Raw genomic sequence first — 15,913 nt, 5'->3', positions numbered from 1 at the left:
CAAATCCCAGTAGATTCGCTGTTGCAACTGCGACAGCGGCTGGATCTTTTACCACGCAAAAGCCCTGAGCGCGCCAGGCAAGTGCTGGCCGTTGCCGAGCTATATGGCGTGTCGTCCACCACGGTCTATCGCGCACTGCATGCCTTCAAAAAACCTCACGCGGTACATCGTGCCGACCACGGTAAACCACGCATACTTCCAACAGCTGAGTTAGAGCGTTATTGCGATCTGATTGCGGCGTTGAAACTGCGCACGACCAACAAGAACAACCGCCATCTGTCCACAGCCAACGCGATTAAGCTGCTGGAGGATTTCGGGGTTGAGACGAAACAAGGATTAGTAACAGCCCCCAAGGGGCTGTTGACCAAGCCGACCGTCAATCGCTATCTGGATCGTTGGCACTTGGATCATTCGCATTTAACGCGGGAACCTACTGCTGTGCGTTTTCAGGCGGAACACAGCAATGATTGCTGGCAGTTCGATATATCTCCGTCGGATCTCAAACGCATCGACAAGCCAAGCTGGATCGACCCTAGTAAGGGCGAGCCTACATTGGCGATTTTCAGCGTAGTCGATGACCGTAGCGGTACTGCTTATCAGGAGTACCACTGTATCTACGGCGAAGACGCCGAAACAGCACTGCGTTTTCTGTTCAATGCCATGGCACCCAAGGCCGACGCCGAGAATCCGTTCCAGAGCCGACCCAACATGATCTACCTGGATAATGGCCCTGTCGCTAAATCCCGTGTGTTCCAGAGCGTGATGCAGGCACTCGCGATTGAATGGCAGACACACATACCTGCCGGCAAGGACGGTACACGAACAACCGCTCGGTCCAAAGGTAAAGTCGAACGTCCGTTTCGCACAGTCAAGGAGGCGCACGAGACGCTGTACCATTTCCACAAACCGGAAACTGAACAGCAGGCGAACGAATGGCTGTCGCACTATCTGGTGCATACCTACAATCAGCAGCGTCATCGGTCAGAGTCGCGCACGCGCATGGCGGACTGGCTCGCTATGCTGCCAGACGATGGCCTGCGCGAGATGTGTACCTGGGATCAATTTTGTCGCTTCGCTCGCGAACCGGAGCGGCGCAAGGTTGGTATTGATGCGCGCATCACCATCGACGGTACTCAGTATGAGCTGAACCAGGCATGGCCGGCGACCATGCGATTTTGTTGTGGGGCCTGTTCGACGATGAGCTATACGCCGAATATGAGGGGGAGCGCTTCGGCCCCTATTATCCGGTAGACGGGCCTATTCCGCTGCGCCGATATCGGGCATTCAAACGAACCAAGGCGGATGAGCGGGCAGACCGCATTCGTTTACTGGCAGACCAGCTTGGATTGCCGATTGCGGCGCTATCTGGCACTGATGTGCGCTTAACGGATGCTGCCATGTCAGCGAAGGACATTCCACGTCAACCGTTCGACCCGCATGCACACGAATACCACTATCCGACGGTGATCGCGGCCAAGTTGGCCATCGCCGAAGAATTGGCCAAACCGCTGGCCAAACTTGCGCTTGAAGACAAAACATTCATCGACCAGGTACTGGCTGAAACGCTGACGCGCCGTGTGGTTTTGGAGCGCATACGCGAATACTTCCGACATAAGAAGGGGACTCAACATGCGGGCTGAAGTGATGCAGCATTTCGGGTTGGCCGTGCCGTTCAAGCAGGCTGGTTACTATGAGACTGAACACCACAAGGATCTGATAAAAGACGTTCGCGGAGCAGTGCAGGAAGGTCGTTTGGTCGCGATCTGTGGTGTGATCGGCAGCGGTAAGACCGTTCTGTTACGTAGGTTGACCAAGATGCTGCAAGACGAAAAAAAAGTAATCGTCTCCAAATCTGTCGCCGTGGATAAGCACAACATCAAGCTGGCCACGTTGATCGAGGCCCTTTATTACGATTTGTCGTCCGAAAAGCAGGTCCAGATCCCCAAGAAGATCGAGCGCCGCGACCGACAGCTTCAAGAAATGATTTTAAAGGGTAAGAAACCCATCGTTATGTTCGTCGATGAGGCACATGACTTGAACGGGCACACCCTCACTGGCTTGAAACGTCTGATGGAGCTAGCCGAAGACGTGGATGGACTGCTGTCGGTAGTGCTTGCGGGCCACCCCAAGCTGCGTAATGACCTGCGCAAAGACAACATGGAGGAAATCGGCGCCCGAACTGATGTGTTCTCTTTGGACGGCATTACTGGGGCGCAACGCGAGTACATCGAGTGGCTATTACGCACCTGCACTGGAGCCGAAGAGGCCTGCGAGTCAATCCTGACGGAGGATGCCATTGATCTACTCGCAAGCAAGCTGCGAACACCACTGCAAGTACAGCTGCACCTGACGCTGGCTTTGGAAGCCGGATACCAGACCGGCGAGCGCCCGGTGTCGGTGGATGTCGTCGAGTCGGTACTCTCACGACATATCGATGACTTGGAACCCACGTTGACGCGCAATGGTTATCGTATGAAGGACCTGGTGGAGCAATTCAGCGCCAAGGCGCACGAGTTCAAGGCGCTGTTCAATAATACGTTGGACCCCGAACGGGCGAGCGAACTGCGTGACAAAATGCTCGCGGCTGGCATTCCTCTGTAATCCTAAACAGCCTCCACTGGTCATTTGCAGATAGCGTGAGCCCGTCTCGATGAAATGCGAGCCCACGCCGTCTAACGCAAGCTCACTTGCAATTAATGTGAGCCGATGGCTTTGGCTGGTTGCAGATAACGTGAGCCAGAAATATCGTTGAATGCGAGCCCGAATGTTTTCAAACGCGAGCCGTTACATCTAGCGATTGGCGTCGCAGCTCCGATTAACAAGAAGACATGTTTCATCATCGAAATATCTGGGTAATCGGGGAAAGGAAGCGCTGGGGGGAGAATTACGTCTATGGGCTTACAGCAACCCGGCAGCCTAGCTGCCGGTGACCATAGACTTTAAATCAACGCATCAATATCCAGATTGAACGGCGCACCCACGACGTAACCACCGGTGATGGCTGCTATCTGCTGATCATGGTCAATCGCCGCTGGCGGCGCCATTGCCAGTTGTTCGGTAGCCATGTTGAGGGCATGCGCTCTCCAACGCCCCAGACTCGCGGTAAAGGTCTCATGGGAGGCCGCTACCCCGTAGACCTTCTCTACGCTGGCCTTGGTATGGCGCAAATTACGCAGGCGAGCAAGGGTTTCGTCTACTTTACGGCTCTCCGTTTCCAAGGCCGCAATTTCCCGGTCTTGTACTGTCGATCGGCCTCGCGCAGATTCGCCTTGTTTGGCCAACAGTTGCTTATTGATATTGCCCAATGCCCTTTCAATGAAATCAAACTCACGCGGGGTGATCAACCAACGGCCAAGCTCTTGGGACTCCTGCCAGCGACGTAAGGTTGCCCAGCAGTGGGGAATGTAGCTGACGACCATTTTGTGATCGGAAAACTCTGCGACTTGTCGCAGAAATGGCCCGCGAGCAGGCAAACCATCGGTTGCTTTCAGCGCACTCGCATACCCTTGATCGGTGATGGTGCTACAGCTTGGATTCCAGAGAATGGCGGATTGATACCCATCCTCGAAGCTGACAGGCATAAAGTGATGTAGCGTGCCGTGGTGTGCGTAGGACGCGCCTGTGAAGTTGTAGATACCCGAGAAGAAGGACGCTAATCCAAGGGGCGCATTGACGAGCGTCAACACCGCACCAGTGATGTAGGTCGGCTTCGAGGTATTCATCCACGTCGCGGGTAGACTGGGGACCGGGTCGTTATGGTTGACCGTGCGATGGTGTTTCAGGCCCTTGGCGCTCTCGACAAAGACTGCATCGCCGGAGCGTGGAGCCCCGTAGGTGTAGAGCAGCACGTCATAAGTGTAACCTTCCCGCTTGCGCAGCATCTGGGACAGGATCATCGCCACTGCCCCACCCAGGCTATGCCCGGTGACGATGATTTTTTGCCCGCTGTGAAATTTGTCCAGGTACTTGGTGGCAAAGTCGTAAGCCACCTTCGCCGAATCATAAAAGCCCCGATGCACCATGCCGCCCCCCTCTTTGAAAGGGACTTGTTCAGCATCAAGGTCACGATAAACATCTGGGTTACCAGCAGTCCCCCGCACGGCAATCAACACCAGCTCATCGTGATGGGTTGCATAGACCTGAGTATCCGTCCCGACAAGCTTGCCCGCGTCATCAAGAGTACCCGCGTCATCAAAGGAATGGAGGCTCTCCGGGGTTTCCTGCTTGGCCTGCAAGAGAGGACTGTTGACTTCCTTGTACAGATCCGGGTCGAAGGGCGCGATTTCCAGGCGTTTGGAGTAAGGCACCTCTTCGTACAGCGGGTAATAGGGTTTGTCCCCAGTCTGCTTGTCGTCGACCTGCCACGGCTCCTCAAATTTGGACAAAGCCTCACCAAACCAATTGCCGCTGCTGAGCGGCAATGGAAAACTTACGCTGTCAGTTTCTACCGGGTGTGCTTTCGGGTCCTGACCAAAGTCGCAGTAACTCAAGGTGGCCAACACCGCCAACTGGTACTGGTTGAGCGCGCAAAATTCGTTATCAATGGAGAGCACGGGCCGCAAAGCGCGAAGCGGGCGCACCTCCAGCACATGGTGCCTGCTTGGTAGCAGGGCGACCCCCTTCGCCTTGGGTGGCTCAGGGGCGAAGCCCAATTGCGCCGCGGCCCTGTCCGTCGGGGTGATGACCGAGCCCATTCCCGCGTTTGGGAGGTTTGGTGCCTTGGGTGGCTGACGGAACAGAGCGTGGACATAGGCGTTGGGCGGAAAGTTACGTGCGGCCAGCGGCGGTAAATGGGCCACATGCTCCACCAGCTCCCGTACCTCGACCTGGCAATACCCATTGGTCTTGTCTTGGGCAGGATTGAGCTTTGTGCGCACACCCGTCTTGTTGAAAAAGCGGGTTTTTTCGGCGCGCACTTGTAGTTCGGTAATTGGTAGTGGATAGCTGGGTCTGTTTTTTAAGTCTTTGTATAGCTCATCGCCCCCTTGATAGGGTTGATTAAGTTTAAGCACTACAGGTCCGCAGTAGTGGTGCTCTACCTTACCCGCCCCGGAGGCATCCAGCTTGCCGGTGTAGACCACATCTTCGTAATCGGTGATCTCATAGGCCAGCCCGGCATAGGGCTGGCCGTCACCCGACTCATCCACCAGTTGAAAACTGGTTGAGTGACCGCGCAAGGGACAGGTGTGAATGTCGCCCAGCATCGACGGCTTATCACTTTCGTGCAGAGGAACAATGCTCATGGGGTCACTTCCTTGTTTTCCGTACAGCCGGGGTAGATGGTGCAGGTGTCGCGCCCATCCGGCATGCGGAAGGTGCTGAAGTCCTTATAGTTTCCATTGCAATAAGCATGTTGATCTTCAAAGCCTTTGCCCATGCAGCGCTTCCAGCCACCGGGCACCTTGACCCAAGTATCTCCCCATCCGGGCTTTTCCTCATCGGCCAGCTTGATCTTCAGCTTTACGGTTTTACCCGGCAGTTGATCCAGCGTGTACGCCGCAAAAGGACGGCCTTTGGTGACATTGCCTTGGGCATCCGTGTTTTTGCAGTCGAGGATTTTGACGATGCGACGCAGTCCACCCGCAGTACGGAATAACCACTGACATTGACCGGAAAACTCGCTTACCCCAGCCGCGTTGAAAGTGCCTTGGTCGCGACTGTCCAGCTCTGTGCGTACTGCGATGTTCCCGACGTCACCGCCAAAGTCCCCGCGATCTTCGCCATAAGTCGCATTGATCTCCAGTTCAATGCGATACAGCTCCAGCTCGCAGCCTTTGCTGGTTCGGTGCATTTTTATCTGTGAATCGGGTTTGTACTCGGTACGCCACTCTCGGTTGAACTGAATCTTCGGATTGTCACGCTTACCCAACGTACAGCTTTGGTTTGGCGCGGGGACATACGTCACCAGGGCGACATAAGCAAAGTTCGGCGGCAAATCGGCGGTCAAGGTAAAGGTGTCTGACTTACCCACGGTTGAACAGCCTACGGTCAGCGCGAGACAGCCGCCTAGGATCAGGCTTTGAAGGATACGTTTCATACGGAGGCATCTCCCTGCCAATACAGTTTTTCCTGGTATACCCGTTCGAAGTGCGCTGCCGGAGTTTCACTGGGCCGGGGCGTCCAGGACGAGGGCGGAGCATAGCCCGGCGCTTGCAAACTCTGTGTCAGTAAAAAGTGAATATGGTCCGGCTTGTGCCAACCCCATGTCCGCGCGCAATCGAGCTGTCCGCGCAACCAGGTGTCTACGTCCTGTTGTTTCGCCAGACTGACCACGGCGTCCGTGTGGTCGCGCATCAGGTAGCGGCGAGTGTTGTCGAATTGCACCCCAGCAGTGGTTGCCTCTGATTGGGGAATGCTTACCCACGCCGGATCGAGCGGTAGCGGGTGGTCACCGGGAACGGGATTGTCGGTCACGACCCATTGCTCAGCCTGCCAATAACAGACGCTGATCAACGGCCCGAGATAATCGGGTCGTTGTTCCGGCTGTAGGTAAGCCAATGCACGAGCCAGAACCCGGTTGTCGTGGAAACGATAGAGCGCCTGATTCGGTCGCTGGCCCGTCACCAAACGCGCCTGCCAATGACGGGTCAACGCCTCCAGATCACCGCTTGCGGAACTGGCAAGCCAGCCCCAATGTCGCTCAGGCGAACTGAACAGCGCTTTGAGGGGAGGATGTTCAGCCGTATCCAGCTGGAAAATATACGGCCCGACGGCGGCCAGCGAATCAGCCGGCGTGCCAAGGTACAGGTTACGGTACTGCTCGACGACCAACTCGCCAGCCAGGGCATTGCGCTCGTCGAGTTGCCCGTCAGAATCCAGCACCAGGTACAGGTGTCGCCCCAGTTTGGTTTGCTCGTTAAGCCATTGTGTCAGTGTGTTCATGCGACAGCTCCAAGGCTGCATTGTCCATTGCGGCAGGCTTCACAGAGCGGGCAAAAGTCTGTTGCTTGCTGTTTGGTGGTAGCCAGGAGCGACACGGGCGTCGCGATCATCGCCTGCGCTTCGGCAGTTAGCGCCTGCAACGGTGCAATACCCGCCACGGGCGCCCCGCCCTGGACGATGGGTACGCTGCTAAAGATGCCCCCAGGGGTGATGACGATGTATTGGCCACCGGCCTTGAGCGTCAGGCTCATCCCGGCATCGACCACCACATTGGCGGCGGTGACATGGGCGTGGGGACCTGCCTGAATCACCAACGTCCCGCTTGCCATCGTGCTGCTGTTACCGCTGATGCTGATCAGCTCGTTGCCACCGATCACGGTGTTGCGCAGGCCTTGGGTGGTGTGCAGTTCGTCGCCCTTGATCAGGCTGGAGCTGTTGCGGTCTACCTGTTCTGATCGGTCATTGCCAATCAGGCTGTGGCTATCGCGAGTGATCTGTTCACTGCGGTCGTTACCAATCTTGGCGTCACTGTCATTGAGGACAAATTGCTCGATGTCACGCTGGGCGCGCAGGTAAATTTTTTCCTGCCCCGCCCGGTCTTCAATCGACAGTTCGTTGTAACCGCCACTGTGCGGCGAGCTGTGGCTGCGCAACACGGTTTTAGTTTTGTTCGCCGGCAATGGGTACGGCACTGGCATGACCTTATTAGGCACGCACCCCGTGATTAACGGGTTGTCAGGATTACCTTCCAGGTAGGTCACCACCACTTCCATGCCGATGCGCGGGATGGTCACCGCACCGAAGTTCTCTCCTGCCCAACTAGACGATACGCGCAACCAGCAACTGCTCTTGTCGCTGCCCAGTTCGGCGCGGTCCCAATGGAATTCGACCTTCACCCGCCCATATTCATCGCAAAAGATTTCTTCCCCCGCAGGGCCGGTGACGCGGGCCGTCTGGCTGACCAACATCGTTTTACGCGTCACCAACGGCGGGCGGTAGAACACCTCCCAGGGAATCGCGCTGAAACTATTGCGGTAACCTTGGGTGAAGCCATCCTCGGGATTAACGTCGCTGGTGACCGCTTCCTCTAAGGCCTGCGGTTGCTTGCCTGAGTGCGTCACGCTGGTCAACAGCCACAACTCGTTGCACTGCTGACGTGGATGTTCAGTCAGATTAAAGAAGTGGCCACTGCGCAGGATGGGTTGATCGCTTTTACCCTCGGCCAACTGGTAGTCGGCGCGGTGCCGCTCCAGGGCCTGCCGGGCAATCTGTTTGCCGAGCTTTTCATTTTCGATCAAGACCGGGTAACGGTAGTCTTCGAGTGCTGGAGTGAACTCGGCGGTAAACTTGCCCTCCAGCAACAGAGTCGGGCGTTTTAAATCATAGCCTCGGCGTGAGGTCGTGCTGGTACGGCTGTTGAAACGCATGGAAAACTGACTGACTACCGGATGGTCCGCCACCATGCCAGAACCTTGCTGATACGGTGTGCCTCCCAGTTTGGGGAAATAGGTCTGGTCGTCGGTGAACACCAGTTGATGACCATCCTGGTTATGCTGGTGGTGCCAGGAAATCCCATCTTCAGAACACAACCTCTGGATGAATTCGAAGTCGCTTTCCCCATACTCAGTACAGTATTCGCGCTCAGGACTGGTGCTGACATGAAAGGTATAGGCATCGGCCAGGATGCCGTGGCCATTGAGTACCTGGGCGATGATTTGTGGCACCGTCAGGTGCTGGAAAATCCGTTGGTTGTGGCTGAATTGCAAATAGTGCAGCGCGGGCACTAGGGTCAGGTGATAACGGGTCAGGCGCTTACCGGCGTCACCCGCGAGCACATCTTCAATACGGCCATGAATGCCTTCACCATTCAGGCCAAACTGAAGGAATGCGGACTGACTGAGCAGGCTTTCCAGATCGAAATCAGGGGACTCGCTGACCAGTTCAACCTGGATCGCATACAAGGTGCTGATGGCTTCGGTGCCGTGAAAGGCAAGCACCTTGAAGTCGTTGCGAACAGAGGGAATCAGTAACGCGAAGTGCGCAGTATTGGCCGGCGCGAACATACGCTTTTCCTTAAGCTGAAAGAGAAGACTACACAGGCTCTCTGGCCATTCGTGGCCGGAGCAAACTTAAAACTTCGATCACGCTAGCAAGCGGATAAAAAAATTAATGTAGGAAAAGTCCTAAAAATTCACGCGGACGTTGATTGCTCGGAATGCTTGTCCGTGGATGCTGCGACCGAGGTTGAATTAAGCACCGAACAGACGCTGACGCAAAATGAATAGATATCAAAAAGGCTGAGTAATTATTTTTGACAACTAGAGCGATTCAAATAGATCTGTGGTCGACGGCGTTAAAATAAAGATAAGGGATCTACCCCTGAGAAGATCGCCCGAATGCGCCAATTTTGTGACCGGGTGCGCCAGCCATATCAGGGCGATAGTGCCGCACGGCGTTGCCAAACTGTGAGGTCGATCGTAAGAAATCAAGAGCCCCATTCAAAGCGGCCTATTTAAGTCTGATGCTGTGCCTCCGATTTCTTTCTGGAGCCAGCCCGTCATGATACGACCCCACACCAAATTCGGAAAAGTGTACCTCTCCCAAGCCTGTTGACTTCGAAAATCCATCGACTGTCTGGCTGCCTTGGTCGAGTTGGATATTAAAGTCGTTGTCTTCGACCTGATGCTTTTCTTATTTCTGAATCGCCACCGTAACCGAGAGGAGAACCTCTATTGGGGGCGTAACGGCTTCTGCTTTGGATCAAGCGCCTGGAGTCCGAGCCGTTCAAAAGGCGTCGACTAACGCCACCGACGAAGCCATCGGATTGAGTGTCCAAGAGCTGAGCTCGCTGCTCGAAGGTTTGATCTCTGCCGGGGTAACCATATGCATCGGGTTCTGACGCCCCGTTTGGACTTAACCCGTATAATCCGGGCATGCCTTTCTTGCCCGACGACCTTCCTGCAGACCCTGTAACTCAAGCAAATGTTGCTTCCCGTCGCAAAAGAGAAGCTGTAAACATTAAAATCTGCTTAGGTGTCGCGCGCTCGCAGTTAACGAAGTCGCGTCACGTTTGAAGAATCCTTTTGCGAAAGCTCCAGTTCAAGGTCAGAAATACGCTCCCAAAGTTGTAAATTTTGTACGAGTACTGCATCGCGCTGTTCGCATGCTATCCGCAGCATGTTTTCCATAGCGCTAAATTTAAGGATTTGCAGCTTTCCTGCTTTGACTCTTTCGATAGGCTTAGTTTGCTCGCGCAATGCGTCAATTCGCGCAATTAAGGATTTGTGTGAATTGCGGCTTTTTTTCAAATATCCACGGTCAAATCCTGCTTCGACACTTACAACGCCCGCTGTGATCTTGTAGGGTTCGATTCCAAAATGAGATGGGACTAAAGCGCCTCCTTCCAGAAGTCGTATAAAGGCCTTCTCGCACACGGCAACGCCTTCACCTACTCTGCCCCTGCTTGTCATATTAAATCTCCGTAGCGCCGATTATACGTGCTTTGAATTTCTTGAGTCTGTCAAGCTCGGTCTTAGTGATTTGATACTCGCCCGAGTTGACTTCGTAATTTACAATTTCCTTAGACGTGTCAGAAATAGCTTCTTCAACTTTTTCAAATTGGATGATTGCTCCTTCGCACGATAAACATTCGGTGAAGTCGCCCATCATGAACGAATCACAGCGTCCGACTTTCGTACAACCACCTAAGGTAGTGGGGCGATAGCTAATCTCGCCGTTGTTTACACGACGAAGAGTGTCGCGTCGCACATCCTCTATAAGAATTTCATCATTATCTAATTGTGCTTTTTGCTTTTCTATATAGGAGCCTGTTCCGCCAAATAACGGTTTATCCTGAAGAAGTAAATCCGAAATTAGCTGATTAGCTACCCCGATAGGTATGCCCATTTGAAATTCGAGAGCGATATGTGTAGACGGTAAAACAAAATCTTTTTTCTCAGTGTCGAAATAGCCAAAAATCGTTTTGAGCTTGTCAAAGTTATTTGCATAGTAGCGGGCCATTTCAAGAGTTAGGTGCTTGAATTGTGATTTTAGACTGGGAAGTGAAACGAAGCCGGAACTGGTTGCATAGAAGGCAAGCGATCGCCGGAATTGATGGGAGGTCAATGGCCAGGGACTACCGGCACAGAACTTGTTTTCTTCGTAAAAATTACGAGCGGGATCTGTTTGGCCGAGTTCAATCAGGTCAGAGGGTTGTATTGTTAAAGAGTCGAGCCATTGTGAATTCACACTGTACTTGCTCAGTGTTTTAACTTGATTGATATTTGTTGCGCCGCCCGGGTGTATAAATATGGCGGCCGGATTAAGAAATAGTGGGCAGTCGTCCAGGTTCTTGATTCCGTATAGCTGTGCAAGGCTTCGACAAAGTGCTTGTGCAACTTCAATTGCTCTCAGTACTTCACTAGTCGCAAGCCACGATTCCTCTTTCTTATAGCCTTCAAATTTAGTTGTGGTCGAAAGAATGCTAATCATTTTTTCTGGATCGCGCAGTACGCCATCGTCATCTCTAGTCTCAGGCTCTGTAACAACCTGAATAGTACAGTCGTGTTTCAGACGCATAACCTCCTGATCGCGCATGCCTGTGTACAAGTGGATAATAATTTTTAACACGTATTGCATGCTCAATAACGCCATAGATAGCGATTTTCTATTATGGCAGACAAAATCACCATGAAATACACTATTCATTCCATGGTCAATAAGAGCTTGCTGAAAATTAGGGCGATACTGCGTTTTAGGTATTTTTAGTCTTTGTTGTGTGACTTTAGGGTATCCATATGTCGTGTCTTTAAAGGCAAGGATAAATGACTCTATACGTTGGACGTTGTTGTGCAACACGTCTAGTATATCGGCAGATCGATTAATGATCTCGATGTATATCCGTAGCGGAATAACTGGATGTTGTTTGTTGTTTTTTATGTGGGTAAAGCTGATGTCCGAAACGTTCAGTACGTTATAACCCAGGCATTTCTCCCCTGCGAATGCTAAATTGCTCATCATTGCCGGGAATAATGACTTGAAATTGTTTCTATTTCCTTGGTGTCTAACAAATGCAGCAAGATAACTAGGTGTGGTTAGTAATTGCTCAAACGATAATGTTCCGACAAGTGAGTTTAATTTTTGAGAGTGGCAAAATCGTGCCATATCCGCAAGAATATGGTAGTACAGCTTAATTGTACTAACAGACAGTTTGCCAAGACGGCCGTGGCCGGCAGCGTGATAGATATAGCAAAACATTAGGTATTTAACCTGCTCGGTCAAATTTTTTTGTTCGCTTTTATTCTCCTTAAAAATCTTATTGAATCTAAATATCTGCACTGGGTGAGCGCTAAGTCGATACGGATTAAAATCCCACGCGTCAGCGCCATAAACAGCCGTTGGCGTGCCATATTTGTCACGACATAGCACAAAGTTGGCGCTAGGGCGAGTTGCTCCAGCAGTATCCGGTGCAACACTGCCTTTCTTATATGCTATAAGAAAAGGTGCGCTTTGAATGTTCAAAACACTACTCCCAGCTTTTCATAGCGTTGTAGTCGCAGTTCCCAAAAGACAGTTAGTTCGCCTAGTTCATGAACCTTATACTTTATTCGTTTGATCAGGTTGGTCGAAGCTTCAGAGCGTTTGCTAAGCGCCTCCAGAATGAACTCGATACGGATAGATAGGTCTTTATAGAGTGTCTCTGCGTGGATGATATCTTGGGCTGTATTGCGAACGGCATTAATTACGTACTGCAAGCTTAAGAGCTTATGCATATCGATTTCATCAGCGTGACAAACATAGTTTTCGCAGTATAGGCAGCCATATTGCGCTCTACAATTAGGTTCAATTACTGGTGCTGCGGTGCTGCTTTCAGGGCGAGGATTGTTGAAGTCGTCACAGTGCCCAGTCGCTGTTGATAATAGGTTTGTCTCTCTATCGTGAGAGCGCTCAAGTACTAACTCTGCGGCTCTTCGTACTGATTGCCAGAAATTTCCAAACTCGTTTTGTTGCTGCTCAATTCTGGCTTCTGAGTAGTGATTTATATTTGTCGAAACGGTGTGATTTAATACGTCCGCTACATCAGTAGTGGATGTGCCTAGGAGATGAAGGATTGAGCTTTTGTATTTGCGTATTGACGTTGCTGTGATGTTAGGGATGTTTGGATCTAAGTATACAGAGTGTACACTTCGGTAGTAGAGCGAGGTGAATAACACCATCAATTCATAGGGGTTATCGTTGGCTTTGACTGGTCCCGTACCATCAATAACAAAAAATAATTTGTCAAATTTTTTCCCATCAAGAATCCACTCTCTCAGTTTGATGTACTCGCGCAAAATAGTCAGACCATTTTTCCTTCCTATGGCATAGCGTGTTTTTTTTCCACCGGCTCTGAGCTTAACTGACGAAAATTCTTTTTTCATCGGGGATCTTTCAATATCGAGTGCTTCTTCGAAATCGAATTGAATGAACTCCGAAGGCGAAGCTCCGATGATACACAGCAAGGCGCAACTATAAGCGCGCGTTGCGAGAGATGCCAGTCCTAGTCTCGATGAGTGGTGTGGATTAGAGTTGGCCGAGTCAAGATTTAATTGCGAGTCGCGAACGCCTTTTGCCGCAGTTTGGCGAGTACTCTTGGGCGATAAGTTTAAGTATTCTTCAATAGTCGAAATTCGGCGCTCGGCTTGATTGTAGAGAGGTACAAGCCTGTTTGAGAGGCTTGTAATGCGTCCGCGTGTTGACGGGAAGTGAACCACCTCTATTCCTCGATGCTGAAAGACAAAGGGGAAATTATCGTTATTTAAAACAAATTCACTAAGTTGCCGCGCGACCGCGAGGCAGGTGCTAAAATATGCGTGGAAATTATTCTCGGATGGTGGCACTTCGCTAGGGGGATTTTTGCGAATAATTGGAATCGCAGTCCTCCTGATATTTTGGGCGGACGCAGGAAAGCGTATCTTTGCAAGTTGGCTGAATATTTCTTGAAGTTTACTTGCTGATGCGGGTTTCAACTCATTAAAACTAATGCGATGATTGAGGTGTTGGGTAAACAGTTGATATGCTGGCACGACAGCGTCCGCATACACAAAGGCATCTGCGTGACCGTTTTGGTCGCACCAATCGAAGATCGTTCGGTAGTGTCGAAAGATATTTAGAATTGTTGAATGGCTTTTTTGATACGAGAAACATTCGAGGATGCATCTCACAAGCTCTCTGCGCTGCTCCGAAAATGAACTTAGAACAACTTTGGTGCACGTGTCCTTATGGTAATCAGTCCTGTCTTTCCTTGCTCGCATTTCGTAAGAAAAACTTCCTACGTCGAGTGGAAAGGCGCTGATTTTTTTATCAAGTTGTATCCTGATGCGTTCAGGTCGCAAATATTTGTGATTGCTTTGTGAGACATTAACGACATCGGTTTCCCGTGATGAAAATACTGCTCCATGATCATTCATCACTATCCCTCAAAACCAGATCCTCATAGCTGCTGAATCCAAACAAATGATTTTCATACGCTTCTTGTGCAATTAATTTATTTGAGTGCATTTTAAATAGCTTAAGGTAATTCTCTGTAACTTCTCTGCGTTCGTGATGCATGCGGCCCTGAATAAAAGATATGACATCGCCCGAGTTGTAGTTGCCGGATTCGACAAGGGGTTGCAGACGCTGGTAAACTTGAAATGCGTATGTTGCACGAAGCCAGTGGTACGTAAAGTCTTTTGGAAATATACTCGACGTTTTTTTTATTAATTTGCGCTTTATTGTGTCTGTAACTTGACCGGAAGGTTTTGATTTGACAGCTGGATAGCGAGAATCATCTTTGGCGAGATAATAGCAATTCCCTTGATCTGATAAGAATATATACATATTCTCTTCCGTAATAGGCTCTAGATGAGGATATGCTTCAGTAAAACTGCGCTGCAGTTTCGCGCGTCGAGCCTTTGCCATTGGGCTGTTTGCCAGAACGATTAATTCATCGGCTAGTTGCTTCGGAAAATAGAGATCTTGCCGCTTGTTTTTTTTCGTGTCGATACCTGTGCCGGGGCCTGCCCAGACCGAAAATGTCCCGTCAGTTCGTAATCGGTCTTGTGTAAATGCATCTAGATGCTTCATGCGCAACGTAAGAACGGTCTGTTTTCGTGCTCCGGTCATGAGGGCTGTCATGATAATCAGGCGTTCTTGAGCTGACCACTCGTTGCTGGTAATAACTTGGCGCAGCTCGAACAATTCAGAGTTTGTAAGTGGTCTAAGATCTTCACTTTCTTCTCTCACGAATCCGATTGGAACTTTACTCGTTGTGGGCGTCCTGTGGGTCTGGCTGCGTTTTTTCGCTTCAATGATTTTTTTGCCGTTTGCTGCCTCAACAGTGAACTGAATTTTTCTGGTGGAGTCTACAAGATCCATATTGATAGAGTGCCAGTGTTTTGATACGAATTTGTAAAAATCGTAGATGACCCCAGTGTACTGATTGATTACACTTGGACTTCGTCTGTATTCAGCATTATTGCTTAAATAGAAGAAGTATTTATAAGTCGGGCGGTGCACGGCTCTACCCGTAAAGTTCAACCAGTCCAAATCGTTGTCTTCACAATACATTAGGTAGTCAAGCAGTTTGGCGGCTCTGCGGCGCATGTCGTCGCTAGGTCTTGTTATCGCATGTTTATTCGTAGCGAGGTTCAGTAAGTAGGAGTTCGCCTCATGCCACGGTGTTGTGCAATTTTTATGAAGCAGGAAAGGGACATTAAATAGATCGTCAAGGTTGGCGTTAGTGGCTAATTGATTGGTTTGGTAGATGGTTTTTGCCGAATCAGCCCCCGCGAGCAATGTCACCGTAGCATCCGGCGGTATATAAGATACGTAGAGTTTTGCGAAGGCATTCGGTACATGAGCCACTAGGATGAGGCGGCCCTGGTGACGCGGATTTACATAAGCCATGATTACCTCAAAATAGGTCAATCATAGCGTTATGTGTTTTAAATGCAAATAAAATGGTCAATCTTGGTGAAGTTATGTGATGGTAAGTCAATGTTTATGTTAT

At 50.9% G+C, this 15,913-nt stretch carries 10 protein-coding genes and 1 pseudogene; 3 read left to right on the top strand and 8 right to left on the bottom strand.

Features of this window, described 5'->3' with window-relative positions; translation table 11 throughout:
* The first annotated feature begins 3 nt into the window (after window positions 1-3).
* Window positions 4-1,640 (top strand): annotated as a pseudogene (locus J2X66_RS01370) (IS481 family transposase).
* Complete coding sequence (locus J2X66_RS01365) at window positions 1,630-2,601, top strand: AAA family ATPase (protein WP_310259939.1); 972 nt, start codon at window positions 1,630-1,632, stop codon at window positions 2,599-2,601. The pseudogene J2X66_RS01370 and the gene J2X66_RS01365 overlap by 11 nt, the downstream one beginning before the upstream one ends.
* Before the next feature lie 338 nt (window positions 2,602-2,939).
* Here J2X66_RS01365 and J2X66_RS01360 read toward each other — a convergent pair whose 3' ends face one another.
* Genes J2X66_RS01360 through J2X66_RS01345 form a run of 4 tightly spaced genes read right to left on the bottom strand, consistent with a single transcriptional unit; the run spans window position 2,940 to window position 8,945 of the window.
* Entirely contained in the window at window positions 2,940-5,243 is a 2,304-nt protein-coding gene (locus J2X66_RS01360) for a lipase family protein (RefSeq protein ID WP_310259936.1), read from the bottom strand.
* Window positions 5,240-6,037: a hypothetical protein gene (locus J2X66_RS01355; RefSeq protein WP_310259932.1), complete on the bottom strand. Its 798-nt coding sequence runs from the start codon at window positions 6,035-6,037 to the stop codon at window positions 5,240-5,242. The genes J2X66_RS01360 and J2X66_RS01355 overlap by 4 nt, the downstream gene beginning before the upstream one ends.
* Window positions 6,034-6,882, bottom strand: coding sequence for a DUF4123 domain-containing protein (locus J2X66_RS01350; RefSeq protein ID WP_310259928.1), 849 nt, complete (start codon window positions 6,880-6,882; stop codon window positions 6,034-6,036). Before J2X66_RS01350 ends, J2X66_RS01355 begins: the two co-directional genes overlap by 4 nt.
* Window positions 6,879-8,945: a type VI secretion system tip protein VgrG gene (locus tag J2X66_RS01345; protein ID WP_310259925.1), complete on the bottom strand. Its 2,067-nt coding sequence runs from the start codon at window positions 8,943-8,945 to the stop codon at window positions 6,879-6,881. The genes J2X66_RS01350 and J2X66_RS01345 overlap by 4 nt, the downstream gene beginning before the upstream one ends.
* A gap of 562 nt (window positions 8,946-9,507) precedes the next feature.
* On the opposite strand from J2X66_RS01345, the gene tnpB reads away from it, so the two are divergent.
* The gene (gene tnpB / locus J2X66_RS01340; RefSeq protein ID WP_310261412.1) at window positions 9,508-9,684 is read left to right on the top strand and encodes an IS66 family insertion sequence element accessory protein TnpB; all 177 of its coding nucleotides are present in this window, start codon (window positions 9,508-9,510) and stop codon (window positions 9,682-9,684) included.
* Between the two features lie 248 nt (window positions 9,685-9,932).
* On the opposite strand, the gene J2X66_RS01335 is transcribed toward tnpB, so the two are convergent.
* From J2X66_RS01335 to J2X66_RS01320, 4 genes are read right to left on the bottom strand one after another with little or no spacing between them, the layout of a single operon-like run.
* Window positions 9,933-10,352: a hypothetical protein gene (locus tag J2X66_RS01335; protein WP_310259922.1), complete on the bottom strand. Its 420-nt coding sequence runs from the start codon at window positions 10,350-10,352 to the stop codon at window positions 9,933-9,935.
* Window position 10,353: 1 nt separating this feature from the next.
* Entirely contained in the window at window positions 10,354-12,402 is a 2,049-nt protein-coding gene (locus J2X66_RS01330; RefSeq protein ID WP_310259920.1) for an integrase, read from the bottom strand.
* The gene (locus J2X66_RS01325) at window positions 12,399-14,330 is read right to left on the bottom strand and encodes a hypothetical protein (protein WP_310259917.1); all 1,932 of its coding nucleotides are present in this window, start codon (window positions 14,328-14,330) and stop codon (window positions 12,399-12,401) included. Before J2X66_RS01325 ends, J2X66_RS01330 begins: the two co-directional genes overlap by 4 nt.
* A complete protein-coding gene (locus J2X66_RS01320) occupies window positions 14,323-15,810 on the bottom strand; it encodes a site-specific integrase (protein ID WP_310259914.1) in 1,488 nt (495 codons plus the stop codon). The genes J2X66_RS01325 and J2X66_RS01320 overlap by 8 nt, the downstream gene beginning before the upstream one ends.
* Window positions 15,811-15,913 lie beyond the last annotated feature (103 nt).

Source organism: Pseudomonas sp. 3296, from assembly GCF_031456615.1.
Lineage (GTDB): Bacteria > Pseudomonadota > Gammaproteobacteria > Pseudomonadales > Pseudomonadaceae > Aquipseudomonas > Aquipseudomonas mucoides.
This window is presented reverse-complemented; position numbering and strand designations above follow the sequence as displayed.

What these genes read in the sequence shown, in the direction of transcription:
- J2X66_RS01360 (WP_310259936.1), bottom strand. Translation starts at nt 5,243, where the DNA reads ATGAGCATTGTTCCTCTGCACGAAAGTGATAAGCCGTCGATGCTGGGC.
- J2X66_RS01335 (WP_310259922.1), bottom strand. Translation starts at nt 10,352, where the DNA reads ATGACAAGCAGGGGCAGAGTAGGTGAAGGCGTTGCCGTGTGCGAGAAG.
- J2X66_RS01355 (WP_310259932.1), bottom strand. Translation starts at nt 6,037, where the DNA reads ATGAAACGTATCCTTCAAAGCCTGATCCTAGGCGGCTGTCTCGCGCTG.
- J2X66_RS01320 (WP_310259914.1), bottom strand. Translation starts at nt 15,810, where the DNA reads ATGGCTTATGTAAATCCGCGTCACCAGGGCCGCCTCATCCTAGTGGCT.
- J2X66_RS01350 (WP_310259928.1), bottom strand. Translation starts at nt 6,882, where the DNA reads ATGAACACACTGACACAATGGCTTAACGAGCAAACCAAACTGGGGCGA.
- J2X66_RS01345 (WP_310259925.1), bottom strand. Translation starts at nt 8,945, where the DNA reads ATGTTCGCGCCGGCCAATACTGCGCACTTCGCGTTACTGATTCCCTCT.
- J2X66_RS01325 (WP_310259917.1), bottom strand. Translation starts at nt 14,330, where the DNA reads ATGAATGATCATGGAGCAGTATTTTCATCACGGGAAACCGATGTCGTT.
- J2X66_RS01365 (WP_310259939.1), top strand. Translation starts at nt 1,630, where the DNA reads ATGCGGGCTGAAGTGATGCAGCATTTCGGGTTGGCCGTGCCGTTCAAG.